The organism is Salinispora pacifica DSM 45544, from assembly GCF_000378845.1.
GTDB lineage: Bacteria > Actinomycetota > Actinomycetes > Mycobacteriales > Micromonosporaceae > Micromonospora > Micromonospora pacifica.
Window position 1 is genome coordinate 4,705,761 of sequence record NZ_KB905359.1, and the last position, 24,418, is coordinate 4,730,178.

At 71.0% G+C, this 24,418-nt stretch carries 24 protein-coding genes; 23 read left to right on the plus strand and 1 reads right to left on the minus strand.

The window, feature by feature from the left end; all coding sequences use genetic code 11:
• Window positions 1-5: 5 nt before the first annotated feature.
• The 20 genes from SALPAC3_RS0121640 to SALPAC3_RS0121735 all read left to right on the plus strand — a co-directional run bounded on the left by SALPAC3_RS0121640 (window position 6) and on the right by SALPAC3_RS0121735 (window position 20,692).
• Window positions 6-1,589 carry a UDP-N-acetylmuramoyl-L-alanyl-D-glutamate--2,6-diaminopimelate ligase gene (locus SALPAC3_RS0121640; RefSeq protein ID WP_456300021.1) on the plus strand — a complete coding sequence of 528 codons (1,584 nt, stop codon included), beginning with the start codon at window positions 6-8 and terminating at the stop codon, window positions 1,587-1,589.
• Window positions 1,586-3,001, plus strand: coding sequence for a UDP-N-acetylmuramoyl-tripeptide--D-alanyl-D-alanine ligase (locus SALPAC3_RS0121645; protein ID WP_018223264.1), 1,416 nt, complete (start codon window positions 1,586-1,588; stop codon window positions 2,999-3,001). The genes SALPAC3_RS0121640 and SALPAC3_RS0121645 overlap by 4 nt, the downstream gene beginning before the upstream one ends.
• Window positions 2,998-4,122 carry a phospho-N-acetylmuramoyl-pentapeptide-transferase gene (gene mraY, locus SALPAC3_RS0121650; protein ID WP_018223265.1) on the plus strand — a complete coding sequence of 375 codons (1,125 nt, stop codon included), beginning with the start codon at window positions 2,998-3,000 and terminating at the stop codon, window positions 4,120-4,122. Before SALPAC3_RS0121645 ends, mraY begins: the two co-directional genes overlap by 4 nt.
• A 227-nt stretch (window positions 4,123-4,349) precedes the next feature.
• Window positions 4,350-5,756 (plus strand): FtsW/RodA/SpoVE family cell cycle protein, encoded by a 1,407-nt coding sequence (locus SALPAC3_RS0121655; RefSeq protein ID WP_232430572.1) that lies wholly within the window; start codon window positions 4,350-4,352, stop codon window positions 5,754-5,756.
• Window positions 5,756-6,862, plus strand: a complete 1,107-nt coding sequence (gene murG, locus SALPAC3_RS0121660) for an undecaprenyldiphospho-muramoylpentapeptide beta-N-acetylglucosaminyltransferase (RefSeq protein ID WP_020493370.1) — start codon at window positions 5,756-5,758, stop codon at window positions 6,860-6,862. Before SALPAC3_RS0121655 ends, murG begins: the two co-directional genes overlap by 1 nt.
• On the plus strand, window positions 6,859-8,403 hold the full coding sequence (gene murC / locus SALPAC3_RS0121665; protein WP_018223270.1) for a UDP-N-acetylmuramate--L-alanine ligase: 1,545 nt from the start codon (window positions 6,859-6,861) through the stop codon (window positions 8,401-8,403). Before murG ends, murC begins: the two co-directional genes overlap by 4 nt.
• Before the next feature lie 32 nt (window positions 8,404-8,435).
• Window positions 8,436-9,218 carry a cell division protein FtsQ/DivIB gene (locus tag SALPAC3_RS0121670; protein ID WP_018223271.1) on the plus strand — a complete coding sequence of 261 codons (783 nt, stop codon included), beginning with the start codon at window positions 8,436-8,438 and terminating at the stop codon, window positions 9,216-9,218.
• A 226-nt stretch (window positions 9,219-9,444) separates the two neighbouring features.
• Window positions 9,445-10,560, plus strand: coding sequence for a cell division protein FtsZ (gene ftsZ / locus SALPAC3_RS0121675; protein WP_018216362.1), 1,116 nt, complete (start codon window positions 9,445-9,447; stop codon window positions 10,558-10,560).
• A gap of 9 nt (window positions 10,561-10,569) precedes the next feature.
• The gene (locus tag SALPAC3_RS0121680) at window positions 10,570-11,313 is read left to right on the plus strand and encodes a YggS family pyridoxal phosphate-dependent enzyme (protein ID WP_018223272.1); all 744 of its coding nucleotides are present in this window, start codon (window positions 10,570-10,572) and stop codon (window positions 11,311-11,313) included.
• Between the two features lie 187 nt (window positions 11,314-11,500).
• Entirely contained in the window at window positions 11,501-12,181 is a 681-nt protein-coding gene (locus tag SALPAC3_RS0121685) for a cell division protein SepF (RefSeq protein ID WP_018223273.1), read from the plus strand.
• 30 nt (window positions 12,182-12,211) lie between these two features.
• Window positions 12,212-12,520, plus strand: coding sequence for a YggT family protein (locus SALPAC3_RS0121690; RefSeq protein ID WP_018223274.1), 309 nt, complete (start codon window positions 12,212-12,214; stop codon window positions 12,518-12,520).
• A 41-nt stretch (window positions 12,521-12,561) separates the two neighbouring features.
• Window positions 12,562-13,374 (plus strand): DivIVA domain-containing protein, encoded by an 813-nt coding sequence (locus SALPAC3_RS0121695; RefSeq protein ID WP_018223275.1) that lies wholly within the window; start codon window positions 12,562-12,564, stop codon window positions 13,372-13,374.
• Between the two features lie 109 nt (window positions 13,375-13,483).
• Window positions 13,484-14,038, plus strand: a complete 555-nt coding sequence (locus SALPAC3_RS0121700; RefSeq protein ID WP_018810897.1) for a hypothetical protein — start codon at window positions 13,484-13,486, stop codon at window positions 14,036-14,038.
• The gene (locus SALPAC3_RS0121705; RefSeq protein ID WP_018223277.1) at window positions 14,019-14,351 is read left to right on the plus strand and encodes a DUF167 domain-containing protein; all 333 of its coding nucleotides are present in this window, start codon (window positions 14,019-14,021) and stop codon (window positions 14,349-14,351) included. The genes SALPAC3_RS0121700 and SALPAC3_RS0121705 overlap by 20 nt, the downstream gene beginning before the upstream one ends.
• Window positions 14,352-14,943: 592 nt before the next feature.
• On the plus strand, window positions 14,944-15,363 hold the full coding sequence (locus tag SALPAC3_RS0121710; protein WP_012014414.1) for a TraR/DksA family transcriptional regulator: 420 nt from the start codon (window positions 14,944-14,946) through the stop codon (window positions 15,361-15,363).
• A gap of 63 nt (window positions 15,364-15,426) precedes the next feature.
• On the plus strand, window positions 15,427-16,146 hold the full coding sequence (lspA, locus tag SALPAC3_RS0121715) for a signal peptidase II (RefSeq protein ID WP_018223278.1): 720 nt from the start codon (window positions 15,427-15,429) through the stop codon (window positions 16,144-16,146).
• Entirely contained in the window at window positions 16,143-17,087 is a 945-nt protein-coding gene (locus SALPAC3_RS0121720; protein ID WP_018223279.1) for an RluA family pseudouridine synthase, read from the plus strand. The genes lspA and SALPAC3_RS0121720 overlap by 4 nt, the downstream gene beginning before the upstream one ends.
• A 49-nt stretch (window positions 17,088-17,136) precedes the next feature.
• Window positions 17,137-18,324 carry a hypothetical protein gene (locus SALPAC3_RS0121725; protein ID WP_018223280.1) on the plus strand — a complete coding sequence of 396 codons (1,188 nt, stop codon included), beginning with the start codon at window positions 17,137-17,139 and terminating at the stop codon, window positions 18,322-18,324.
• Window positions 18,325-18,368: 44 nt separating this feature from the next.
• Entirely contained in the window at window positions 18,369-19,808 is a 1,440-nt protein-coding gene (locus SALPAC3_RS0121730; RefSeq protein ID WP_026185800.1) for an AAA family ATPase, read from the plus strand.
• 56 nt (window positions 19,809-19,864) lie between these two features.
• Window positions 19,865-20,692 (plus strand): DUF2567 domain-containing protein, encoded by an 828-nt coding sequence (locus tag SALPAC3_RS0121735; RefSeq protein ID WP_018223282.1) that lies wholly within the window; start codon window positions 19,865-19,867, stop codon window positions 20,690-20,692.
• Here SALPAC3_RS0121735 and SALPAC3_RS0121740 read toward each other — a convergent pair.
• Entirely contained in the window at window positions 20,607-21,305 is a 699-nt protein-coding gene (locus SALPAC3_RS0121740) for an LON peptidase substrate-binding domain-containing protein (protein ID WP_018223283.1), read from the minus strand. The genes SALPAC3_RS0121735 and SALPAC3_RS0121740 overlap by 86 nt on opposite strands.
• A 107-nt stretch (window positions 21,306-21,412) precedes the next feature.
• Here SALPAC3_RS0121740 and hisD point away from each other — a divergent pair, with 107 nt between their 5' ends.
• Genes hisD through hisB form a run of 3 tightly spaced genes read left to right on the plus strand, consistent with a single transcriptional unit; the run spans window position 21,413 to window position 24,416 of the window.
• The gene (gene hisD, locus SALPAC3_RS0121745) at window positions 21,413-22,735 is read left to right on the plus strand and encodes a histidinol dehydrogenase (protein ID WP_018223284.1); all 1,323 of its coding nucleotides are present in this window, start codon (window positions 21,413-21,415) and stop codon (window positions 22,733-22,735) included.
• Window positions 22,732-23,808 (plus strand): histidinol-phosphate transaminase, encoded by a 1,077-nt coding sequence (locus SALPAC3_RS0121750; protein ID WP_018223285.1) that lies wholly within the window; start codon window positions 22,732-22,734, stop codon window positions 23,806-23,808. The genes hisD and SALPAC3_RS0121750 overlap by 4 nt, the downstream gene beginning before the upstream one ends.
• Window positions 23,805-24,416, plus strand: a complete 612-nt coding sequence (gene hisB / locus SALPAC3_RS0121755) for an imidazoleglycerol-phosphate dehydratase HisB (RefSeq protein WP_018223286.1) — start codon at window positions 23,805-23,807, stop codon at window positions 24,414-24,416. Before SALPAC3_RS0121750 ends, hisB begins: the two co-directional genes overlap by 4 nt.
• Window positions 24,417-24,418: the final 2 nt, after the last annotated feature.

Genomic DNA, 24,418 nt, shown 5'->3' on the forward strand with positions numbered 1-24,418 from the left:
CGGCTGTGCGGCCGGAACCGGACGACCGGGTAGGGTCTGACGCCGTGTCCGGCAAACCTCGCCCTCGTAGCGTGACCGGAATCCGGCTCGGTAACCTCGCCGCTCGGCTCGCCGCCGAGTCCGGCGCGGACGCTGTTGATCTCCGGTCCGGTCCAACGGAACCGACGGTCACCGGAGTGACACACGCCAGCCAGGAGGTCCGCCCCGGCGACCTGTACGCGGCCCTGCCCGGTGCCCGGCGGCATGGTGCCGAGTTCGTCTCGGCCGCGGCCGAGGCTGGTGCGGTGGCCGTGTTGACCGACCCGGATGGCGCGGCGGCGACCGCGGAAGCCGGTCTGCCCATGCTGGTGGTGCCGGACCCGCGGACCGTGCTGGGGGACCTGGCCAGTGTGGTGTACGGCGAACCGACCGCCGGGTTGACGGTGATCGGGGTGACCGGAACCGCGGGCAAGACCTCCACGGCGTACCTGGTTGAGTCAGGACTGCGGGCGGCCGGGCACACCACCGGCCTGATCGGCACCGTGGAGACCCGCCTCGGTGATCTGGTGATCGACAGCGTCCGGACCACGCCCGAGGCGACCGACCTGCACGCCATGCTCGCCGCTGCCCGAGAGCGCGGCGTCACCGCCGTGGTCATGGAGGTGTCCAGCCACGCCCTGGCGATGGGGCGGGTCGGCGGCGTCCGGTTCACCGTCGGCGGCTACACCAACTTCGGCTCCGACCACCTCGACTTCCACGCCGACTCCGCGGACTACTTCGCCGCCAAGGCGAAGCTCTTCGACGGCCGCTGCGCGGTGGAGGTGCTCAACCACGACGACCCGGCGCTGACCCCGCTGCGCCGACCCGCCACTGTGACCTACTCCGCGGCCGGCGACCGCGGCGCCACCTGGTGGGCCGACGAGGTCGGTGGCGAGGGGTACGCGCAGCGCTTCACCCTGCACGGCCCGCGCGGGCTGACCCTGCCCGCCAGGGTGGCCCTGCCCGGTCGACACAACGTCGCCAACGCGCTGCTCGCCGTCGCGGTGCTGGTGGCGGCCGGGGTGGCGCCGCGGCCCGCCGTCGCGGGAGTGGCCGACTGCGGCGGCGTTCCCGGTCGGCTGGAGCTGGTGCCGTCCCCCGGCCCGGTGCGCGGCGTCGTCGACTACGCACACAAGACCGATGCGATCGTCGCCGCGCTGGCCGCCCTGCGGGAGTTCAGCACCGGTCGGCTGATCTGCCTACTCGGCGCCGGCGGTGACCGGGACCGGGGCAAGCGGCCCCTGATGGGCGCCGCCGCCGCCCAGGGAGCGGATGTGGTGCTGGTGACCGACGACAACCCGCGGACCGAGGATCCCGCCGAGATCCGGGCCGAGGTGCTCGCCGGCGTGCGTCGGGCCGACACCGAGGTGCAAATCCTGGAGGTGCCTGGTCGGCGTGCGGCGATCACCGAGGCGGTCGAGCTCGCTGAGCCCGGGGACGTGGTGGCGCTGTTGGGCAAGGGGCACGAGCAGGGGCAGGAGGTTGGCGGACAGATGCATCCCTTCGACGACCGCACGGAGCTGGCGGCCGCGCTGCGGGCCCGCTTCGGCGACCGGCCGGGGCAGCCGTGATCCGGCTGAGCCTGGCCGAGGTGGCGGCGGCGGTTGACGGTCGGTTGGTCGCCGCCGACCCGAGCGTGGTGGTCACCGGCTCGGTCGAGTTCGACTCCCGCAAGGTCGCGCCAGGCGGGCTCTTCGTCGCCTTCCCCGGGGAACGGGTGGATGGGCACGACTACGCCGACGGGGCGATCCGGGCGGGCGCGGTGGCGGTGCTCGGCACCCGGGTGCTGCCTGGCGTGCCGATGGTGCTGGTAGCCGACGCCCAGCTGGCGCTGGGGCGACTGGCCCGCGCGGTGGCGGATCGGCTGCCCGAGCTGACCGTCGTTGGGCTCACCGGCTCCTCCGGTAAGACCAGCACCAAGGACCTGATCGCTGCCCTCACCTCTCGACTGGGGCCGACGGTCGCCCCGCCCGGCTCGTTCAACAACGAGCTGGGGCACCCCTACACGGCACTCCAGGCCGACCCGGGCACGCGTTACCTCGTGTTGGAAAAGGGGGCCCGCGGGGTGGGGCACGTCAGCTACCTCTGCGAGGTGGTGCCGCCGCAGATCTCCGTGGTGCTCAACGTGGGGGTGGCCCACATCGGTGAGTTCGGTTCCCGAGAGACCATCGCCTTGGCGAAGGGGGAACTGGTGGCGGCGCTGCCGGCGGAGGGGCTGGCCGTGCTCAACGCCGACGACGACCTCGTCGCCGCGATGGCGACGCGAACCCGGGCCCGGGTGGTCCGTTTCGGCGAGGCGGCCGATGCAGATGTGCGCGCCGTTGACGTGGTGCTGGACGAGCGGGGCCGGCCCTCGTTCACGCTGGTGACTCCGGAGGGGCGCGCGCCGGTGCGGCTCGGGCTGACCGGCCGGCACCAGGTGTCCAACTCGCTCGCCGCCGCCGCGGTCGCCCGGGAACTGGGAATGCCGGTGACCGAGCTGGCGACCGCCCTGGGTGAGCTCGGGCTGGTCTCGAGTCGCCGGATGGATGTCTTCGAGCGGGTGGACGGGGTCACCGTCATCGACGACTCGTACAACGCCAACCCCGCCTCCATGGCCGCCGCCCTGCGGGCGCTGGCCGGGTTCGAGCGGCGGCGCACCATCGCGGTGCTCGGCTACATGGCCGAACTGGGGCCGTACGAGCAGGAGGGGCATGTCGAGGTCGGGCGACTCGCCGCCGAGCTCGGGGTGGACCGCCTGCTCGTGGTGGGCGAGGCGGCGGCCCCAATCCATCAGGGCGCAACATCGGTACGTGACTGGGAAGGAGAATCGGTGCAGCTCACCGATCAGGCGGACGCTGTCGAGGTGCTGCGGGGAGACCTGCGGCCCGGTGACGTCGTCCTGGTGAAGGGCTCGCGGTACCGCACCTGGGAGGTGGCGGACGCGCTGCGCGCCGACGCCGGGACCGATCGGGGCGCGGGAGCGGACGGTGGCCTGGCATGAGGGCAGTCATCGTCGCGGTCGGGGTGGCCTTCCTGGTCTCGCTGTTCTGTACCCCGATTGCGATCAAGGTCTTCACCCGGTTGAAGGCCGGCCAGCCCATTCGGGCCGAGGGGCCGGTGATGCACCAGGGCAAGAAGGGCACGCCGACAATGGGTGGGGTGGTCTTCATCCTGGCCACCGTCATCGCGTATGTCGCCGGTCACCTGGCCCTGACCACGCTGCCGGACGCGCAGATCGCTCAGGTCGAACCGACCATCACGGCGCTGGTGCTGCTGGGGCTGATGGTGTTCTCCGGCGCGGTGGGTTTCATTGACGACTTCCTGAAGGTCCGCAAGCGGCACAGCGGTGGCCTCAACAAGCGCGGTAAGCTGCTCGGCCAGATCCTGGTCGGCGCGGTGTTCGGGGTGATCGCGCTCTACTTCCCGAGCACCATGACCGACTCTCAGGGCGCGTTGACCAACACCGAGACGGTCGGCAGCACGACGTTGAGTTTCATCCGGGACATCCCGGCGCTGGAGCTCACCAAGGTCGGTGCGGTCATCCTCTTCATCTTCGTGGTGATGGCCGCCACCAACGGCGTCAACCTCACCGACGGTCTGGACGGTCTGGCCACCGGTGCCTCGGTGATGGTGCTCGCGGCGTACGCGCTGATCGCCTTCTGGCAGTACCGGCACTGGTGCGCGGACCCGAACTACACCCAGGAGTACTGCTACGCGGTTCGGGACCCGCTGGAGATCGCGTTGATCGCCGGCGCGGCGGCCGGTGCCTGCGTCGGGTTCCTCTGGTGGAACACCTCGCCGGCCCGGATCTTCATGGGCGACACCGGGGCGCTGGGCCTGGGTGGTCTGATCGCCGGGATGGCGATGTCGACCCGGACGATCCTGCTGCTGCCGATCATCGGCGGACTCTTCGTCATCATCACGATGTCCGTCGTGATCCAGATCATCTCGTTCCGGACCACCGGTAAGCGGGTCTTCCGGATGTCACCGTTGCAGCACCACTTCGAGCTCGCGGGCTGGAGCGAGGTCAACATCGTGGTGCGGTTCTGGATCATCGCCGGCATCGGGGTGGCGATCGCGCTGGGCCTGTTCTACAGCGAGTTCCTCGCCCGCGTCGGTTGACCGGACGCAGCTTCTCGACACGCCGGGGAGATGGTTGCGAGGGCCACGCCTCCCCCACCCGCGATGATGGTCGGGTGGGGGAGGGACCAGATCAAGAGGACAGCCCGGGAGCGGGGCGGCGCTGGCCGCCGGGGAGTACGCGTACCGCCGAGGTTCCGCCGGTGGCGCGGGCACCGGAGGCGCCTCCAGACACTCCGCCCCTGCGCGGTCTGAGCGCCGCCGGCGGGTTGGCCGCGCTGCGTGGCCTGCTGGACCGGCCGCTGGCCTCCTACTACCTTCTGCTGTCCAGTGTCGGCCTGCTGCTGTTGATCGGTCTCACCATGGTCTTCTCGGTGACCAGCGTGGAGGACTTCGCCCGACGCGGCGATGCCACCGCGTCGTTGACCGAGCAGGCCTTCTTCGCGGTGTTCGGGATCGTGGCCTTCTGGGCGTGCCAGCGGCTGCCGGTCCGCACCTTCCAGGCGGTCGCCTGGCCGGCCCTCGGTGGCGCGGTGGGGTTGTTGCTGCTGCTGAATCTGGTGCTTGTGCTCAGCTCGCTGGCCGATGTCGGCCAGATCGGCCCGTTCTCCGCAGACCGGAACTGGCTGTACCTCGGGCCGTTCCAGCTCCAACCCTCCGAGCTGGCGAAGTTCGCCCTCGTGGTGTGGGGGGCGGACGTGCTCGCCCGGAAGGGCGCCCGGCTCGGCTGGTGGCGGGAGTTGGCCACGCCGCTCTTCCCGGTGCTGGGGCTGCTGTTCGTGCTGGTCGGCTACAACGACCTCGGCACGTTGCTCTGTCTGCTGGCCCTGGTCGTCGGGCTGCTCTGGGCGGCCGGGGTGCGGTTGCGGGTCTTCGCGGTGTTGAGTGCGATCGGCCTGCTCGGTGTCGGTCTGCTGGTGGCGGTCGCCTCGTACGGCGCCGGGTCGAAGGGGTCGGGCGAGAAGGGCGAGGGCAATTTCCGGCTGGAGCGGCTGACGACTTTCTTTGACCCGCCGCCGCTCGACACCTGTAAGGCGGACGAGTGTTACCAGATGCTCCAAGCTCGGTACGCGATCGAGCACGGGGGCTGGTTCGGCACCGGGTTGGGCAAGAGTTCCCTGAAGTGGGAGGCGCTTCCGGCGGCGGAGAATGACTTCATCTTCGTGATCATCGCTGAGGAGTTGGGTGCGGTCGGGTGCGGTGTGGTCGTGGCGCTGTTCGCGGTGCTCGCGTACACCGGGCTGCGGATCGCCCGCCGGGTGGCCGGCCGGTTCCGGCAGCTCGCCGCCGCCGGGGCGACCGCCTGGCTGGTCGGCCAGGCGGTGATCAACATTGGTGGCGTGACCGGGTTGCTACCGCTGACCGGCGTGCCGCTGCCCTTCATCTCCGAGGGCGGGACCGCCCTGGTCGTCACGCTCGCCGCGGTCGGCATGCTCGCCTCGTTCGCGCGGGCCGAACCTGATGCGGCGAGAGCCCTGCATGCCCGTCCGCCGGCCCGATGGGTCCGACTAGTCTGGGCCCCGTTGCCGCCGCTCCCCGGCCGGCGCCGCCCGGGTTCCCCACCAGTTCCCCGGGGCCGGGTGCCCCGGGGGCGGCATGAAGACGACCAAGCCGCGCCGCGTGCCGTCCGGGCGAACCGGGCCCGGCGTGGGTCGGCCGAGGAGAGGAGACGGTGATGGGTCCGCTGCGTTCGGTGGTGCTTGCGGGAGGTGGCACCGGGGGGCACATCTACCCGCTACTCGCCTTCGCCGACTGCCTGCGCCGGCACGACTCCGGTATCCGGATCACCTGCCTGGGCACCCCCAAGGGGCTGGAGAACGAGCTGATCCCACCCGCCGGATACGACCTGCGTCAGATCCCCGCGCACCAGCTGCCCCGCTCGGTCAACCTGGACCTGGTGAAGACCCCAGGCCGGATGTGGACCGCGGCCCGGGCAGCTGGCCGGGTCATCGACGAGGTGCAGGCCGATGCGGTGGTGGGGTTCGGCGGGTACGTCTCGGTCCCGGCGTACCTCGCCGCCTGGCGACGTGAGCTGCCGATCGTCATTCACGAGGTCAATGTGCCACCGGGGGTGGCCAACCGGCTGGGCATGAAGTTCACCAAACACCTCGCGGTGGGCTTCCCGCACCAGCCCGCGCAGGCCGAGTCGCTACGCAGGGCCCGGGTGGTGGGGGTGCCGCTACGCCGGGGCATCGCCGGTCTGGACCGGGCCGCCATGCGTACCGCCGCCCGCGCCCACTTCGGGCTCCGGCCGGACCTGCCGGTGCTCTTCGTCGCCGGCGGATCGCAGGGCGCCCGCTCGATCAACCTGGCGGTCGCCGGGGCGGCCAAGGAACTGGCCCGGAACGGAGTGCAGGTACTGCACGTGGTAGGCGCACGGAACGAGGCGGTGTCGGTGCCGACCGACCTGCCCGCGCCGTACGTGACGGTGCCGTATCTGTCGCAGATGGAGCTGGGGTACGCGGCGGCCGATCTGATGCTCGGCCGGGGTGGGGCGATGACCTGTGCGGAGGTGGCGGCGGTCGGGCTGCCGACGGTCTACGTGCCGTACCCACACAGCAATCAGGAGCAGCGACGAAACGCGGTGCCGGTGGTGGAGGCCGGGGGCGGACTACTCGTTGACGACGCCGAGCTGACCCCGGCCTGGGTGGAGAGCACGGTGATCCCGCTGATCCGGGACCCGCAGCGGCTGGCCACGATGGGGAGTGCCGCGGCGGCGTACGGGCATCGTGACGGCGATGAGGCGTTACTCAACTTCGTCTACGAGGCGGTGGCCCGGTGAGCGGGAACAGTACGGCGAAGTTCTCCCCGGCCGGTCAGCTGACGGCGGAGGACCTCGGCGCCATCCATCTGATCGGGGCTGGCGGGGTCGGGATGAGCGGCCTGGCCCGGCTCTTCCTCACCCGTGGGATCTCGGTCTCCGGCAGCGAACTGCGCGAGTGGCCATCCCTGGCGGGCCTGCGGGCGCTGGGTGGCACCATCCACATGACTCACGAGGCGGCCAACCTCGACGGTGTGGACACCGTCGTCTACTCCTCGGCGATCCCCTCCGATCACCTGGAGCTGGTGGAGGCGCGCCGGCGTGGCCTGCGGGTGCTGCACCGTTCCGAGGCGCTTGCGGCGGCGATGACCGGCCGCCGGACGGTCGCGGTGGCGGGCACCCACGGCAAGACCACCACCACCTCGATGGTGACCATGGTGCTTCAGCAGGCCGGGGTGGATCCGTCCTTCGTGATCGGCGGGGAGATATCCGAGGTCGGTTCCGGTGCGCACCACGGCACGGGTGAGTACTTCGTGGTGGAGGCGGACGAGAGTGACCGTTCCTTTCTGATCTATCGACCGTTTGTCTCGATCATCACCAATATTGAGGCCGACCACCTGAACACCTACGGTGACCTGGCCAATCTGGAGGCGGCCTTCGCCGACTTCGCCCGCCTCACCGACCCGGACGGCTTCATCATCACCTGCGCTGACGACGCGGGCAGCCGGCGACTGGCCGAGACGCTGCGCGCCGAGGGACGACGGGTGTACACGTACGGCACCTCGGCCGACGCGGATCTTCAGCTGACCGAGATGGCCTCCTCCACCCGGGGTATCCGTTACCTCGCCGAGATCGACGGCCGGTCGCTGGGCGAGTTCCGGCTGCCGGTGCCGGGGCGGCACATGGGGCTCAACAGCGCCTCGGCGGTGCTCGCCGAACACCTGTTGGACCTGCCGCTGGAGGCGGCGCAGGCTGCGCTGGCGGCCTTTCCCGGCGTTCGGCGGCGCTTCGAGCGTAAGGGTGTCGCGGACGACGTGCTCGTCTATGACGAGTACGCCTACCACCCGACACCAATTGCGCTGGCGTTGCGGACGTTGCGGGAGGTGGCCGGCGAGGGACGGTTGCTCGTGGTGTTCCAGCCCTATCGGCTCTACCGCACCCGCGACCTGCAGGCGGAGATCGCCGAGGCCCTCGCCATCGCCGACGAGCTGGTGCTGTTGGAGGTCTTCGGCCCGGGGGAGCTCCGGGGGCCGGGGGAGGGCTCGGCGGAGCTGATCGAGGCGGTGCCGCTGCCGGCCGACCGTAAGATCTTCGTGGACTCCTGGGAGGCGGCGCCGGTCGAGGTGGCCCGCCGGGCGAGGTCGGGCGATGTCGTGGTGACGATGGGCGCGCCACCCAGCTCGCTCCTGGGCGACCAGCTACTTGACGCGCTGGCGAAGCGGGGCGTGGCGGGCACCGCCGGCGCCGTGCCCGGCGGTGACGTCGGGGGTGCGACGACGATCGGGGGTACCGTTCCCGACCTCCCGGGTAGCTCCACTCCCGACGCTTCTACCGCCGGATGACCTCGCGGCCTGGGCGTCGGCGTACCTCCGGGGTGGAGGGGGGCGTCGGCCGCCGGGGGCCGGCCCGCCGCTGGCAGCTGGTTCGGGCCGGTCGGGACGCGGTGCCCGCCTCAACCCGACGGTTCATGGCCCGTGCCCGGCGGCGCCGAATGCGCGCGGTTCTGCCCTGGGCGCTTACCGCTGGCGGGCTGGCGCTGGCGGGTTTGGTCGGCTGGGTGCTGGTCGGCACTGGCCTGTTCGGGGTGCGTGAGGTGCGGGTGGAGGGGGCCGAGTTGGTGACCCCGGTGGAGGTGCGTGAGGTCGCGGGGGTGCCCGACGGCACGCCGCTGGCCCGGGTGGACCTTGCGGCGACCGCGGAGCGCATCGGTGGCCTGCCGGCAGTCGAGCGGGTTGACGTGACGCGGGACTGGCCGGATGTCCTTGTGGTCCGGCTAACCGAGCGGACCGGTGCGGCGGTGGTGCCGCAGGAGGGCCAGTTTCTCGTGGTGGACGCTGCTGGGGTTGTCTTCCGTCGGCTGTCGGTTCCCCCCGACGGCCTACCGGTGATCCGGCTGGCGACGCCGGGCCCGGCCGATCCGGAGACCCAGGCCGCTCTGGCGGTGCTCGCCGAGCTCACCCCGCAACTGCGGGCCGAACTCGTGGACGTCACGGTGGAAGGGCTGGCCCGACTCACGCTCCACCTGCGCGATGAGCGGCAGGTGGTGTGGGGGGATGCGACCCGGGGGGCGGACAAGGCGCGAATCGCCACCTCGTTGCTGAACGGGGCGGCGGCCACGATCGATGTCAGCGCTCCGGACGTGGTGACCGTCCGGTGATGTGTGATCTGCCCGCGGGGGCGACACGCCGCCGGGTTGCTTGGCACATTGGGCGGAGGCGCTTACGTTGCCCCGAAGAGGATCAGTGGTTGACATAAATGTAACCCTCTAGTAGAGGGTGAGGGTTTACACCCGAGCCCTGGTGATGGCCGCGTCGTCAACCGTTGATCCTGGGCAAGCCGAGTGGCGCGGCCCATGCCAATCTCGAGGGGGAAAGGACCTTCAGATGACACCTCCGCACAACTACCTGGCGGTCATCAAGGTCGTCGGTATCGGTGGCGGCGGCGTGAACGCCGTCAACCGAATGATCGAGGTTGGGCTCAAGGGCGTCGAGTTCATCGCGATCAACACCGATGCACAGGCACTGCTGATGAGTGACGCCGACGTCAAGCTCGACGTGGGGCGGGAACTGACCCGTGGTCTGGGCGCTGGTGCCAACCCAGATGTCGGAAAGAACGCGGCCGAGGACCACCGCGACGAGATCGAGGAAGTCCTGAAGGGCGCCGACATGGTCTTCGTGACCTGTGGCGAGGGCGGTGGCACCGGCACCGGCGGCGCTCCGGTGGTGGCGAACATCGCCCGCAAGCTCGGCGCGCTCACCATCGGTGTGGTCACCCGGCCGTTCTCGTTCGAGGGTAAGCGCCGCCAGGTGCAGGCAGAGGCCGGCATTGACGAGCTGCGGAACCAGTGCGACACGCTGATCGTGATCCCGAACGACCGGCTCCTTGCGCTCGGTGACCGGAACATCTCCATGATGGACGCCTTCCGTACCGCCGACCAGGTGCTCCTCTCCGGTGTCCAGGGGATCACCGACCTGATCACCACTCCCGGTCTGATCAATCTGGACTTCGCCGACGTCAAGAGCGTGATGAGCGGTGCCGGCAGCGCGTTGATGGGAATCGGTAGTGCCCGGGGTGAGAACCGGGCGGTGGAGGCGGCCGAGGCGGCCATCTCCAGTCCGTTGCTGGAGCAGAGCATGGACGGCGCGCGCGGCGTGCTGCTCTCGATCGCTGGCGGTTCTGACCTGGGGCTGTTCGAGATCAACGATGCGGCGCAACTGGTCACCGACGCGGCCCACCCGGAAGCCAACATCATCTTCGGCGCGGTGATCGACGACGCCCTCGGCGACGAGGTGCGGGTCACTGTCATCGCCGCGGGCTTCGACGGAGGCGCGCCCGCATACAAGGCGGCCGAGCCGGCCCGCAAGACGAATCAGAATCAGCCGGCACCGGCCACACCCGCGGCACCGGCGCCGCCAACCACTCCCGCCCCGCAGCAGTCGCCGCGTCGGGTTCTCTTCGACGACGTCGATGTTCCCGACTTCCTCAAGAACGGTTCCTGAGTCCCGCCGATGACCAACACCCCCGCCGCGGCGCCCACCGACCGGAGCGCCGATCTCGCAGCTGGCCTTGCCCGAGTCCGTACCCGAATCGCCGACGCCTGTGCGGCGGCCGGTCGGGACCCGGGGGAGGTGACCATGATCGCAGTGACCAAGACGTACCCGGCGAGTGACGTCGTCGCCCTGGTGGGGCTCGGGGCGACCGAGGTCGGGGAGAACCGGGACCAGGAGGCCGCGGCGAAGGCCGCCGAGGTGGCCGCGGCGGGGGTGACGCCCCGGTGGCACTTCGTCGGCCAACTGCAGCGGAACAAGGCGAAGTCGGTGGTCCGGTACGCCGACGTGGTGCACTCGGTCGACAGCGTCCGGTTGGCCCGGGCGCTGGATCGGGCGGCGGCCGAACGGGACCGACCGTTGGAGGTCCTCCTTCAGGTCAGCATCGACGGGGCGCTGGGCCGCGGTGGCGCGTTGCCCGGCTCCACCGACCTGGACGCGGGGCTCGATCCGGTGGCCGAGGTGGTGGCGGGTGCGGACGGGCTGCGGCTTGGCGGGTTGATGGCGGTGGCACCGCTGGGCTGGGAACCGGACCGGGCGTTTGCCCGGTTGGCGGAGGTGGCGGCCGGGTTCCGGGCCCAGCATCCGCGGGCGACGTTGGTGTCGGCCGGCATGAGTGGGGACCTGGAATCGGCGATCCGGTACGGCGCGACACATGTCCGGGTGGGCAGCGCGTTACTCGGAATGCGCCCCACGCTGCGGTAGCCTGGCCGCCAGGAGCAAATTACATCGGTGTTGTTTGGTAGGAGTGGCACTCCACTCGTCGGGTTGTGGCGCGCGACGCGAAACGCGCGCCCAGGGGGGTGCCGACCCGGCGAGCAGAAATGATCCACTTGCGGCAGGCGACGCGGCACGGGGGTGCGTGCCGCAGGGCGGACGGGAAGGGCGCGGGATGGGTGCGCTGCGCAAGGCGGGGGTCTGGCTCGGTCTGGTCGAGGAGGACGACGAGCGGGCTTACGACGACGGTGGCTACGACAAGGGTGACTACCGCGAGTCGCGGTATCGGTCGAGCCGATACTCCGAGGACTTTGGAGACGACGACGATGAGGAGGCCGCTCCGCCCCGCTCGCGGCTTGGCGACCGGGGGCGTCTGGAGCGGGCTGCGGCGCGGGCTGGCGACGCGGACCAAGACGAGGAGAACGAGCAGCCGGAGCGGGCCGAGCGCTCCAGTGTCCGGTCGATCACCCGGTCCGTCCCCGAGGCGACTGGTGCCCTGACCTACCACACCCGCGACAATCTGGCCCTGGCGCCGCAGGCGTCGGCTCGGGAGCGGGTCTCGGTGGAGGAGGAGCAGCGCTACCAGATCACCACGCTGCACCCGACCACCTACCGGGAGGCGCGGACCATCGGCGAGCACTTCCGAGATGGGGTCCCGGTTATCATCAACCTGACGGAAATGGACGAGGCGGATGCACGGCGACTGGTGGACTTCGCCGCTGGGCTCGCGTTCGGGCTGCGTGGCGGGTTCGAGCGCGTGACCAATCGGGTGTTCCTGCTTTCGCCGGCCAATGTCCAGGTCACCGCGGAGGACAAAGCCAAGATCGCTGAGGGCGGTTTCTTCAGCCTCAGTTGATCAGCCCGAGTGCAAGGGACGTCGCCAGCCGTGTTGTCAATCCTGCTCCAGGTCTTGTATCTGGTCTTGTATGTCTTTCTTCTTATCCTGTTGTCCCGATTTGTGTTAAGTGCGGTGCTCCAGTACGGTCGGCGTTGGCAACCAGGGCGTGGGGCTTCGGCAGGGCTGGAAACCGTGTGGAGCGTCACTGATCCCCCGCTCCACGCGTTGAGGCGTGTGATCCCTCCGCTGCGAATTGGTACCGTGAGCATCGACCTGGCCTCCCTTGTGCTCCTGGTTATCCTGTTCGTGCTGATGGAGTTCGTGTTAGGGCCGTCGATCACCAGCACTGCTGGATGACCGATGCGCTTTCGCGGCCGCAACTGACCCGAGGAGTTTCGATGCCGCTGACCCCGGCCGACGTCCACAACGTCGCCTTCAAAAAGCCGCCGATCGGCAAGCGGGGGTACGACGAGGAGGAGGTCGATGCCTTCCTGGACGAGGTCGAGCGTGAGCTGGCCCGTCTGATCGAGGAGAACAACGAGCTGCGCGCTCAGGTGGAGCGCGGTGGTCGCGGCGCTGGCCCCGCCGGTCCGGTCGGCCCCGGTGGTGACGCCCGGCTCGCCGCCGAGCTCAACGACGTGAAGGCGCAGCTCGACCGGGTCCAGCGGGACAAGGCCGGAGCCGAGCAGGCCGCCCGCGCGATGCAGGCGGAGCTGGAGCAGGTCCGTGGTGCCGGTGCCGTGCCAGCCGGCGGCGACGGCGAGCAGCAGGCGCTCCGGGTGCTGATGATGGCCCAGCGGACCGCCGACGAGCACGTCACTGACGCCCGCCGCGAAGCCGACCAGGTGCTCTCCGAGGCTCGGTCCAAGGCCGAGGAGGTCACCCTCGAGGCGCGGGCCAAGGCCGACGCCCTGGAGCGGGATGCCCGTCAGCGGCACCAGGAGGCCATGGGCGGCCTGGACACCAAGCGCACCGCGTTGCAGGAGCACATCGAGGGGCTCAAGCAGTTTGAGCGCGAGTACCGCACCCGCCTCAAGGCGTACCTCGAGAGTCAGCTGCGTGACCTTGACAGCCGTGGGCAGGGCCCGGATGTCGAGATTGACCGGACCGATGGTGGGGGCCGTGCCGGTGGCGGCAACGGACTTGCCGCAGCCGGTCTCGCCGGCTCCTACGGCGGCGGTCGCTCTGGTGCGTTGGAATCCGGTCGCTGACCACACCGGCGGGCGGTCGCCGCACTGACGGTTGCCCGGTCGCAGAATCGGAACGAGACGCGGGGGGTGGGCTTTGATAGTCGCCAGTATCCTGCTCATTCTCGTTGCCGTGGTGCTGCTGGTGGTGGGCCTCGCTGATGGATCCAGCAGCCTGCTGATCGTCTCCATCGCGGCCAGCCTGTTGGCTGCCGTCGCGCTCGTCATGGGTGCCCGCCAGGCAGCCGCGGCCCGGGCAGCGGCGGAGCAGACCCCGGCCGAGGCGGATCAAGGTGGTGGGAGCGCCGACCGGCAGCCGGGCGGCCGCATGCCTCCCGGCCAGCATGTTCCTCCGTCGATCGACCATGGCGGCACCGGGTGGCGGCAACCACCCGGGCCGCCGGTCGTGGGCTCCGCACCGGTTGTGGACGGCGAGCCAGCTCCAGCGGCGGTCACCCCGGCGGAGGCAGCACTGCTGGCCCAACTCGACCGGGAGGTGTGGGTGGTTGACGCCCACCCCCGCTACCACCTTGCCGGCTGTAGGGAGCTACTCGGCGAGCCCGAGCCGCTTCCCGTGGCCGAGGCGACAGACCTCGGCTTCACCCCTTGTGCCCACTGCGCCCCGGTCGCCGCCTTGTTGAGTGCGGAAGGGCGGATCGCCAGCGGCGGTGCCGGTGCCGGTCCCTGAGGCCGAGGCGCCAGCCGCCCACGGCGGTGACTCGTTGACTGTCGCGGTCCGGATCAAACCGGGATCGTCTCGGTCCCGAGTAGGGGGCTGCTACCTGGGTCCGCATGGCCCTGCTCTGATCATCGCGGTGACGGCACCACCGGTGGACGGGCGGGCCACCGAGGCGGCGCGCCGTGCCCTGGCCGAAGCGCTCGGTGTCCGGCGGGGAGCGGTCTTGCTGGGCGCTGGGGCGGCCAGCCGAAACAAGATCTTTTACGTCGGTGGGGTCAGTGCCGAGATCGCCCAGAGGCTGCGCCAACTCCGCGACGGATAGGGCGGGCCGGTCACCGCGCGCCCAGGCCCTGCGTCCGCAACTCGCCCCGGCTCCCGCTGCTACCGGTCCCGGTCCCCTGGCGCTCGCCCCGGTCCCCTGACACTTGCCCCAGCCCCTGGCACTTGCCCCGGCCTCGGTTCTGAGCCATCGCCCTGCCCGGCCCAAACCTGCTGTGCTGGGCAGCGGGTGCTGCTGGTTGGATGCGGGTGACCACTTTCCGTCGCGGCCGGCAACAACCTGCTCGCCGGGCATCCGAGGCGGTGGGACGCTTCCGCGGCGGCGGACCGAGGTGCAGCGGTGGCTGCGGCCTCTTATCCGGCAGCGGCGAGTGGGGTACGGGTTTGGCGATTACGGCGAGGGCCGGAGCGATCAGTCTGCTAGCGTTCTTTTTGCCCGAGATGTGTAAATTCGGGGTGGGCGTCAGGGCGTCGGTGCGCCACATTGTCCGACGCCTGTACGTTCCGTATCCTTGCGAACCTCCGGAGTGCGCGGCCAATGGCTGCGCGCCCGTTTTGTACCTGGGGGCGCCGAACGCGGCGGCCCCTGTCCAGGTGCCGCGGCCCTCCGCGGCTCCGCGGCTAAGGGAGCGACGATGGCGAAGCCAGCCGACACCAGGACCGCCGGCCGTAAGCCGGCGACCAAGTCCACCCGCAGCGCGGCGGAGACCGAGAAGATCCGGGCAGCCCTGGCGGCACGGCGGGACGAGCTTCGTGCCGAGTATGATCAGACGTTGAGCGAGATCACCGAGCTGCAGCGCGACCGGCTGACCGACTCGGCCGGGGATGACCAGGCCGACACCGGCACCAAGACGTTCGAGCGGGAGCAGGAGATTTCCCTCGCCAACAGCATCCTGGAACGGATCACGCAGGTCGAGCGGGCATTGGAACGGCTCGATGAGGGTGGCTACGGCTGGTGCGAACGGTGCGGCAACCCGATCCCGGTGGAGCGGCTGGCCGCCTTCCCGTCGGCGACCCTCTGTGTGACCTGTAAGCAGCTGGCGGAGCGGCGCTGAGACCTCGCTCTCCAGTAGCCCGGTGAGGCGGCGTCCGCCGCCGCGAGCGTCGATGGGGAGTAGATGACCGCAGGACCGACCCCGGGATCCGGCCGTGCCGAGGCGACCGGGTCAACCGGGCCCGCCGAGGGCCGTCCGGCCCCCGGGCCGGATGGCGCCGTCGAGGCGGATGGGCCGCCCGTTGCCGCCGAGTTGCCCGGTGCCGTCGAGTCGCCCGGCGCCGCCGACGGTGCGACGACCCGGCGCCGCGCCGCGTCGGTCCTGCTCGGCATCGGCCTCACCGTGTTGGCGCTCGACCTCGGGACCAAGCATCTGGCACTTCAGGCGCTGGAGGGCCGAGAGCCGGTCCAGCTCCTGGGCGGCCTGGTCTATCTCAGCCTCACCCGCAACAGCGGCGCGGCGTGGAGCATCGGCGCCGACCACACCTGGATCTTCTCGCTGATCACCATCCTCGTGATCGGCTGGATCCTCTGGACCGCGCTGCGCCTGCGCTCCCTGCCCTGGGCGGTGTCGTTGGGGCTGGTGCTCGGCGGGGCACTCGGAAACCTGATGGACCGCATCTTCCGTGCTCCGGGCTGGTTCGTCGGTCACGTGGTCGACATGATCAGTGTCCTGGAGCCGTACGGCCGGGCGTTTCCGGTGTTCAACGTGGCCGACAGCGCTCTGGTTTGCGGCGTCTTCCTCGCGGTGTTCCTGGAACTGACCGGCCGCCAGCGCGACGGCAGCCGGCTCGGCCGGGGCGGACGGCAGGCGACCCCCACCGCGCCCCGGGAGCGGGCATGACGGCGGCGTATGCGGCCGGCGGTGACCAACGATCGCTGCCAGTCCCGGACGGGCTCGACGGACTCCGCCTCGACCAGGCCGTTGCGCGGCTCTTCGGGCTCTCCCGGACGACCGCGGCGGCCCTGGTTGACGAGGGCGCCGCGCTGGTCGACGGCACGGTGCGGGCTAATTCCTACAAGATTCGGGCCGGGTCCTGGCTGGAGGTGACGCTGCCGGCGCCGGCGGCTCCGCCGGCCGTCGTGCCGCAGGCGGTATCCGGCCTGGGCGTCGTGTATGCCGACGACGACATCGTGGTGGTGGACAAGCCGGTTGGCGTGGCCGCTCACCCCAGTCCCGGTTGGACCGGACCGACCGTGATCGGTGGGCTTGCCGCGATCGGCCACCGGATCGCCACCAGCGGCGCGGCCGAGCGGCAGGGTGTGGTGCACCGGCTCGACGTCGGCACGACTGGGATCATGGTGGTGGCCAAGAGCGAGCAGGCCTACACCTTCCTGAAGCGGGCGTTCAAGTACCGCGAGGTGGAGAAGCGTTACCACGCCGTGGTGCAGGGGCACCTCGATCCGTTGCGGGGCACCATCGACGCTCCGATCGATCGGCACCCACACCACGACTACCGCTGGGCGGTGGTCTCGGGCGGTAAGCCCAGCATCACCCACTACGACACCCTTGAGGCGTTTCCGGCGGCCAGTCTGGTGGACGTACGGCTGGAGACGGGCCGTACCCACCAGATCCGCGTGCATTTCTCGACGCTACGGCACCCCTGTGTGGGCGACCTCACTTACGGGGCCGATCCCACCCTCGCCAAGCGGCTCGGCCTGGATCGGCAGTGGCTACACGCCCGGGAGTTGGGGTTCCGCCATCCCCGCACAGGGGAGGAGGTCTGCTTCGTCAGCGGCTACCCTGACGACCTGGACCGTGCTCTGGGAATCCTGCGGGAATGAGCGCGGCCATGACCTGACCGATCCAAACGCGACGAAGGGGTCTCCGTCCGTGCGCTCCGGTGACCTGCTGCGCCAGCTGGACCAGCGGCTGTTACCCCACCTCGTGGGCGCGGCGAACCGGCTGGCCCAGGGTTCTGCCCAATTCGGGCTCCTCCTCGGGGCCGTGCTGCTCTCCTGCCTTGCGGTAGCGGTCACCGCGGTGTGGGGAACCGGCGCTCCGCCGGCCGGTGCTCCCACTGCGGACGAGATGACCCGGGTCGGGGTGGCCGCCGGGGAATCAATTCCCGGCTATCTGCAGGATGCCACGGATGACCTGGCAGCGCTACCGACGGCGGTCCCGTCCCCAGCGAGCGGCACCTTCGCGCTGGTCTCGCTGTCGGCGTACCTGACGCCGGATCAGGCCGCCAACGTCCTCGGTGACGTGCCGGTCGCCGCTGTCATCGGCCGGGTGCCGTTACCTGAGCGGCAGCCGGAGGTTGTCCGGATCGACGTGCCGGGCCTGCCGAAAGATGTGATCACCGCCATGGCTGACCTGGCGGCCCGCAAGGAACGGGAGGCGGGTGACTACCGGTCCCGGGCCGCCGCGGTCACTGATGAGAGACCGGAGCAGCGCGAGCAGCGCGAGTTGTACCTGAGCGCAGCGCAGATGGCGGAGGCCGAGGCAACGGCATACCGTGGCGGGTGTGCCTGCGTCTACGCGGCGGTGGTCCGCGCGGAGCCGGTCGAGTTGCGCCAGGTGGCGTCCCAGCCGGACGTGCGGGTCGTTGATCCCGCGCCGGAGGTGCGTCGGCTGGACCGTACCGTCTTCACTCCGCCCCTGCCAGAGCAGGATGCGGTGGCGCACCCCCTTGCGGACTCCGATCTGACCACCCCCGATCCGGTCTTCCCTGACCCGGTTGTTCCTGACCCGGTGGTCCCGGATCCAGCGGTTTCCGACCCGGTTGTTCCCGACCCGGCGGTCCCGGATCCGGTCACCACCCCCACCCTGGTGGTCCCAGACCAGGCCAGCCCCACCCCGAGCCCCGAACCGGTCACTCTCAGCCCGCCGACGCCGACGGAGGAACCCGTTCCCGGCCCAGCCCCAGAGGCGAGGAAGTCACCATCAATTTCACCAACCTCCGACCTCGCGTCTGGGGCGCCGCCCACGCCGGCCACCTCGGCGAACGTGGTCAGCAGCGGTGCCTCCGGGGCGGTTTCGGAAGCTGAGGTCGGCCCGGTGGCAGGCGGATCGGTATAGCCCTAATAGGCTTTCGTTCGTAGCCTGTCAGACGGGGCGGCAGCATGGAGCTGGGAGGGCGAGCCGTGGAGGGCAGCGAGACCGGCTGGGGCCAGCCCGCCGAACCGGCACCGCGGTGGCGGGCGTTGCTCGACCGGGCGAGGCTCGGTAGCCGTGCCGCGGAGCCAGCTGGGCCGGACCGATCGGGGCATGCGGCTCAGGCCGAGTCATTGCCCCGACGGGCCGACGGCAACGGCTACGCGGCCCGCGTGCCGGCAGTCGGGTCGCACGTGCCGGGCTCGGGCTTGCCGCCCGCCGAGGTGTCGTATGGCGCGGAGGCGCGAACCTACGGGGCCGATCCGCGGGACGCGGGGCACCGGGGTGCTTACCGGGCCGAGCGGGGATTACCGGCCGATCCGGCGTATGGGGCTGATCCGGGCTACCGGGCCCCGCTGCCGCCGGCTCCGGAGCCCCGCTACTCCGAACCGGAGGCAGCGCCGGCGCCGTCCCGCTATGCCCTGCTGGACAACGGCTACCGGCATGCGCCGCCGGCAGCGAACGGCTACCGGACTCAGCCGGCGCACCCGGCTGATCCCGGGTATCGGCCTGAGCCGGCGTATCGGCCTGAGCCGGCTTACCAGCCCGCGGTAGGCCGGGGCTACGCTCGACTGGAGTGGCGGCCGCAGTCGGCGCGGAGTGGATCGGAGCGCGCGGCAAACGTACTCCGGGGGGAGCTCGGCGGCCCACGGGTGCTGGCGTTCGCGAACCCCAAGGGTGGAGTGCACAAAACCACCGCGACCGTGCTGGCCGCCGCGACCGTCGGCAGCGTACGCGGCCGGGGCGTACTGGCCTGGGACGACAACGAGCTACGGGGCACGCTCGGGCTGCGTGCGGGCAGTGCCCGGCACGCCCGTACCATTCGGCACCTGATCAGCGACCTCGCGCACATCGAGATCAAGGATGGGCCGCAGCTGCTGGAGCAGCTCGACGACTATCTCCGGCACGCCTCAGACGGCTCGTACGACGTGCTGGCGGGTGAGGAGAGTCCCCGGTTCGCCCAACGGCTGGACCAGTTCACCGTCCGGCGGGTGCTGGAACTGCTCCGCCGCACCCACGACGTGATCTGCGTGGACACCGGCAACAACGTGGAGAGCCCCAACTGGCGTACCGTCATGCAGGCCGCCGACCAACTTGTGGTCACCACGGTGCCGCGGGAAGACGCCGCGTTCAGCGCGGACTGGATGCTCGACCTGCTACACGAGGTGGGCATGGGGGAGTTGGCTGACAACGCGGTGACCCTGATCTCGTGCCCGACCCCAGGGCACAGTGAGCTCCGGGCCGACCTGGAACGACACTTCGCTACCCGGACCCGGGCGGTGACTGTGGTGCCATATGACCCGATCCTGGAGTCCGGCTCGTCAATCGAGTACCACCAGCTCCAGCCGGCGACCCGGGAGGCGTGGTTGAGCGCCGCCGCGGTGATGCTGGAGCCGTTCGCCCGCTGAGTGGCGTGTCGTCCACCGGCGCCCCATGGCGCCGCCACTCCTGAGAGGATCATCGGGTGAGCGCGGACACCCCCGACCCCGACCGGCCCAGATCCGGGGCCGAACCGCCGTACGTCGAGTCGCTGGGCGATGGCCGCACGTCGCCGTACCCAGATCGTGCCTCGGCCGTCGGGCCGGTACCACCGGCCTCATTGACCTGGTACGAGGCGCCGTCCGTTGCCGCGGCGCCGCGGCAACGGCTCCGGCCGCAGCTCGGGTGGGCGGCGGCGGGAGCGTTCGGGGTGATGATCCTCGGGGTTCCGCTGGGGTTGCTCTGGGCCACGCTGGCCCCCGACACCCCGGTGCTGCAGACCGAGTCGGGTGCTGTCTACGGCGAGTCGCAGCCGGAGCAGCCGATCGCTGCCGACGGCTGGTTCAGCCTGCTCGGTCTCGGCTTCGGCGTCCTGGTCGCGGTCGGCCTCTGGTTCCTGCTGCGCCGCTCGCGGGGCCCGATCGGACTGGCTGCCGCCGTGCTGGGGTCGCTGGGCGCGGCGCTGGTCGCCTGGCAGGTTGGCCAACAGGTGGGGCTGGCCACCTTCGAGCACCTGTTGGCGACCGCCGCGGAGGGGCAGACCTTCGGACAACCCGCGCAACTGCGAGCCGGGGGAGTGAGGTGGGTGGGTCCCCTGCCGGTGCCGTACGGCAACGTGCTGCTGCCCGCGTTTGGCGCGGCGGTCGGCTACACCCTGCTGGCGGGCTGGTCCCGTTGGCCGTCGTTGCGCCCGGAGCCGACACCCGACTGGTCGACCGGGCCGGGCGTCAGTTGGGCGTCGGCGGAGACGCCAGCTCCTTCAGCGGCACCGGAACCGCCCGGACCCGGCGCAGCAGAGCCGCCTCGCGGGTGAGCAGTCGCAGCTCGGCGCGGAGCCGGTCAGCGGTGCCGTCGATGGCGAGTAGCCGCTGTCGGTCGGCGAGGGTCAGCGCGGCCGTCGCGGCGACCAGGTGCGACAGGACGGTTGGGTCCTCCGGGAGCTGCTCCGAGGCCTCCTCCGGTTCGGCGCGGATCAGGCCCAGGTACTGGCGGAAGACCGCGGTCACCCGGGCGGACAGCTCTCCCGCCTGGTCCGGGGGGTGCGGCTCGGGCAACCACTCGACCTCGGCAGTCAGGTACGGCGCGCTGGCCCGGTGGACGCTGTCTATCCGGAACCGCTGCCGACCCACGGTGACGATGTCGTAGCCCCCGTCCGGCAGCTCGGTCACCTGGCGCAGCTCGGCGGTGCAGCCGACCTCGTGCAGCGTGACGTCGGCGTCGGGCAACGGGCGGCCGTCCGGCGCGGTGGGAGCGACCTCCCAACCGGTCCGGATCGCCACCACGCCGAACTCGCGTGGCCGCTGCTCCGGGAGGGTGAGTAGGTGGCGCACCAGGGCCCGGTATCGGTCTTCGAAGATGTGTAGCGGCAGCACCAGACCGGGGAAGAGAACGGTCCCGAGCGGGAACACCGGCAGCCGCGCAGTCACGGGTCGAGGGTAGCCCGATCCGGCTCCGGAGGGTGTGTCTCGGCTCATCGTCTCGCCGTGTGGGCGGTGCCGGTCAGCCCGGACCCGAGCCGCCTAGACTCGCAAGGGTGTTGCACCGGATTGACCTACGTGGCGGGGTTCGTGACCCGCGCCGCCTGCTGCCCCGTGCCCGGCTCGACGTCTCCGCGGCTGTCGAGCAGATCCGTCCGCTCGTGGCGGCGGTGCGGGAGCATGGCTACCCGGCGATCCGGGCGGCGAGCGAGCGGTTCGACGGGGTCTCGCCGGAGGTGCTGCGGGTCCCGGCGGAGGCGATAGCCGAGGCTGAGGGCACGCTCGACCCGCGGGTTCGCGCCGCGTTGTCGGAGTCGATCAACCGGGCCCGCCGGGTGCACGCCGCGCAGCGTCGCAGCGACCACACCACGCAGGTCGTACCGGGCGGCACGGTGACCGAGCGCTGGGTGCCGGTTGACCGGGTCGGGCTCTACGTGCCCGGTGGTCTGGCGATGTACCCGTCAACGGTGGTCATGAACGTGGTGCCCGCGCAGGAGGCCGGGGTACGTGAGCTGGTTGTGGCCAGTCCACCGCAGAAGGACAACGGCGGGCTGCCCGACCCGCGGGTACTCGCCGCCTGCGCCCTGCTTGGGGTGACCGAGGTGTACGCCGTCGGCGGCGCGCAGGCGGTGGCGATGCTCGCGCACGGCAGTGCGGTTGACCCGGACAGCACCGCCTTCTGTCCGCCGGTTGATCTGATCACCGGGCCGGGCAATATCTGGGTCACCGCCGCCAAACGGTTGCTGCGGGGTGTGGTGGGCATCGACGCCGAGGCGGGTCCCACCGAGATCGCGATCTTGGCCGACCACACCGCCGACCCGGTGCATGTGGCCGCCGACCTGATCAGCCAGGCCGAGCACGACCCGCTCGCGGCGAGTGTGCTGGTCACCCCGTCGGTGGAGCTGGCCGACGCGGTGGACCGGGAGTTGGCCCGGCAGGTACCGGCGACCCGGCACACCGAGCGGGTGAGCACCGCGCTCACCGGAGAGCAGAGCGGCGTCGTCCTCGTCGCGGACCTGGCGGCCGGGCTGCGGGTGGTGGACGCCTATGCGGCCGAGCATCTGGAAGTCCAGACCGAGAGTGCCCGCGAGTGGGCGCTGCGGGTGCGCAACGCCGGAGCGATCTTCATCGGGGCCTGGTCACCGGTGTCGCTCGGCGACTACTGCGCCGGCTCCAACCATGTGCTGCCCACCGGGGGCTGCGCCCGGCACTCGTCGGGCTTGTCGGTGCAGTCCTTTCTGCGCGGTGTCCACCTGGTGGAGTACACGCAGGACGCGCTGCGGGATGTGGCGCCGCACGTGGTCGCCCTGGCGACGGCGGAAGACCTGCCGGCACACGGCCAGGCGGTCACCGCCCGGCTGCCGGAGGGAGCGTCGTGACCAGCTGGGACGACCTGCCGATCCGGGCGGATCTGCGCGGGCTGACCCCGTACGGGGCGCCGCAGCTGGATGCCTCGGTTCGGCTGAACACGAACGAGAACTCGTACCCGGTGCCGGAGGCGGTGGCCGAGACGATCGGCCGGGCGATCGCCGCCGAGCTGCGGGACCTCAACCGGTACCCGGACCGGGACGCGGTGGCGCTCCGTGGCGACCTGGCGGCGTACCTGGGCGCCGGGTTCAACCTGGACCACATCTGGGCGGCCAATGGCTCCAACGAGGTCCACCAGCAGTTGCTCCAGGTCTTCGGCGGGCCGGGACGGACCGCGCTCGGTTTCCTGCCGGCGTATTCGATGCATCCGCTGCTGGCGCTCGGCACCGGCACCCGGTGGGCGCCGGCCCGGCGCGGCGTCGACTTCGGGCTGACCGTCGCCGCGGCGGTGGCACAGGTCCGTGAGCACCGCCCGGACGTGGTCTTTCTCTGCTCACCGAACAATCCCACCGGCACCGTCCTGGACCTGGCCGTGGTCACGGCGGTGCTGGCCGAGGCGCCGGGGATGGTGGTGGTCGACGAGGCGTACGCGGAGTTTGCCCGGGCCGGCACGGTCAGCGCCCTGTCGCTGTTGAGCGACCATCCCCGGCTGGTGGTGACCCGCACCATGAGCAAGGCGTTCGGGTTCGCCGGCGGCCGGCTGGGCTACCTGGCCGCCGACCCGGCGGTGGTGGCGGCCGTGCAACTCGTCCGGCTGCCCTACCACCTGTCGGCGCTGACGCAGGCGGCGGCGCGGGCCGCCCTGGCGCATCGCGACGAGTTGCTGAGCACTGTCTCGGCGATCCGGGTGCAGCGGGACCGGATCGTGACCGAGCTCCGGGCCCGCGGTCACCGGGTCGCCGACAGCGACGCCAACTTTGTGCTGTTCGAGGTCGGCGGGGACCAACGGGCCGCCTGGCAGGTCCTGCTCGACGCCGGGGTACTGGTTCGCGATGTCGGCCTGCCCGGCTGGCTGCGGGTCACCGCCGGCACCCCCGCCGAGACCGATGCCTTCCTAATCGCTGTGGAGAAGCTTTCGTCATGAGTCGCACCGCCCGGGTTGAGCGGGTCACCAAGGAAACCAAGGTTCTCGTCGAGGTCGACCTCGACGGTAGCGGCAAGGCCGACATCGAGACCGGTATCGGCTTCTATGACCACATGCTGCACCAGGTCGCCCGGCATGGCGGGTTTGATCTCACCGTGCACACCGTCGGCGACCTCCACATCGACGCGCACCACACGATGGAGGACACGGCGTTGGCGCTGGGCGTCGCGGTTGATCGCGCGCTGGGTGACCGGGCGGGCATCCGGCGGTATGGCTCGGCTACCGTTCCGATGGACGAGGTGTTGGTCCGGGCCGCCGTTGACCTCTCGGGTCGGCCGTACGTCGTGCACGACGAGCCGTCGCTCGCCCCGTACATCGGACCGGTCTACCCGACGAGCATGACCCGACACATCTGGGAGTCCTTCGGTCAGTCGGCCCGGGTCACGCTGCACGTTGACGTGCTACGGGCGGCCCGGCCGGGCGGACATCCGGACGCCCATCACGTGGTGGAGGCCCAGTTCAAGGCGGTGTCCCGGGCATTGCGCGAGGCGACGGCCGTGGACCCGCGGACTGCCGGCGTGGTGCCCAGCACGAAGGGGAAGCTGTGAAA

Coding starts and splice junctions, on each gene's coding strand:
- SALPAC3_RS0121685 (WP_018223273.1), top strand. CDS start 11,501: ATGGGTGCGCTGCGCAAGGCGGGGGTCTGGCTCGGTCTGGTCGAGGAG.
- SALPAC3_RS0121730 (WP_026185800.1), top strand. CDS start 18,369: ATGGAGCTGGGAGGGCGAGCCGTGGAGGGCAGCGAGACCGGCTGGGGC.
- hisB (WP_018223286.1), top strand. CDS start 23,805: ATGAGTCGCACCGCCCGGGTTGAGCGGGTCACCAAGGAAACCAAGGTT.
- SALPAC3_RS0121680 (WP_018223272.1), top strand. CDS start 10,570: ATGACCAACACCCCCGCCGCGGCGCCCACCGACCGGAGCGCCGATCTC.
- murG (WP_020493370.1), top strand. CDS start 5,756: ATGGGTCCGCTGCGTTCGGTGGTGCTTGCGGGAGGTGGCACCGGGGGG.
- ftsZ (WP_018216362.1), top strand. CDS start 9,445: ATGACACCTCCGCACAACTACCTGGCGGTCATCAAGGTCGTCGGTATC.
- SALPAC3_RS0121710 (WP_012014414.1), top strand. CDS start 14,944: ATGGCGAAGCCAGCCGACACCAGGACCGCCGGCCGTAAGCCGGCGACC.
- lspA (WP_018223278.1), top strand. CDS start 15,427: ATGACCGCAGGACCGACCCCGGGATCCGGCCGTGCCGAGGCGACCGGG.
- SALPAC3_RS0121720 (WP_018223279.1), top strand. CDS start 16,143: ATGACGGCGGCGTATGCGGCCGGCGGTGACCAACGATCGCTGCCAGTC.
- mraY (WP_018223265.1), top strand. CDS start 2,998: ATGAGGGCAGTCATCGTCGCGGTCGGGGTGGCCTTCCTGGTCTCGCTG.
- SALPAC3_RS0121695 (WP_018223275.1), top strand. CDS start 12,562: ATGCCGCTGACCCCGGCCGACGTCCACAACGTCGCCTTCAAAAAGCCG.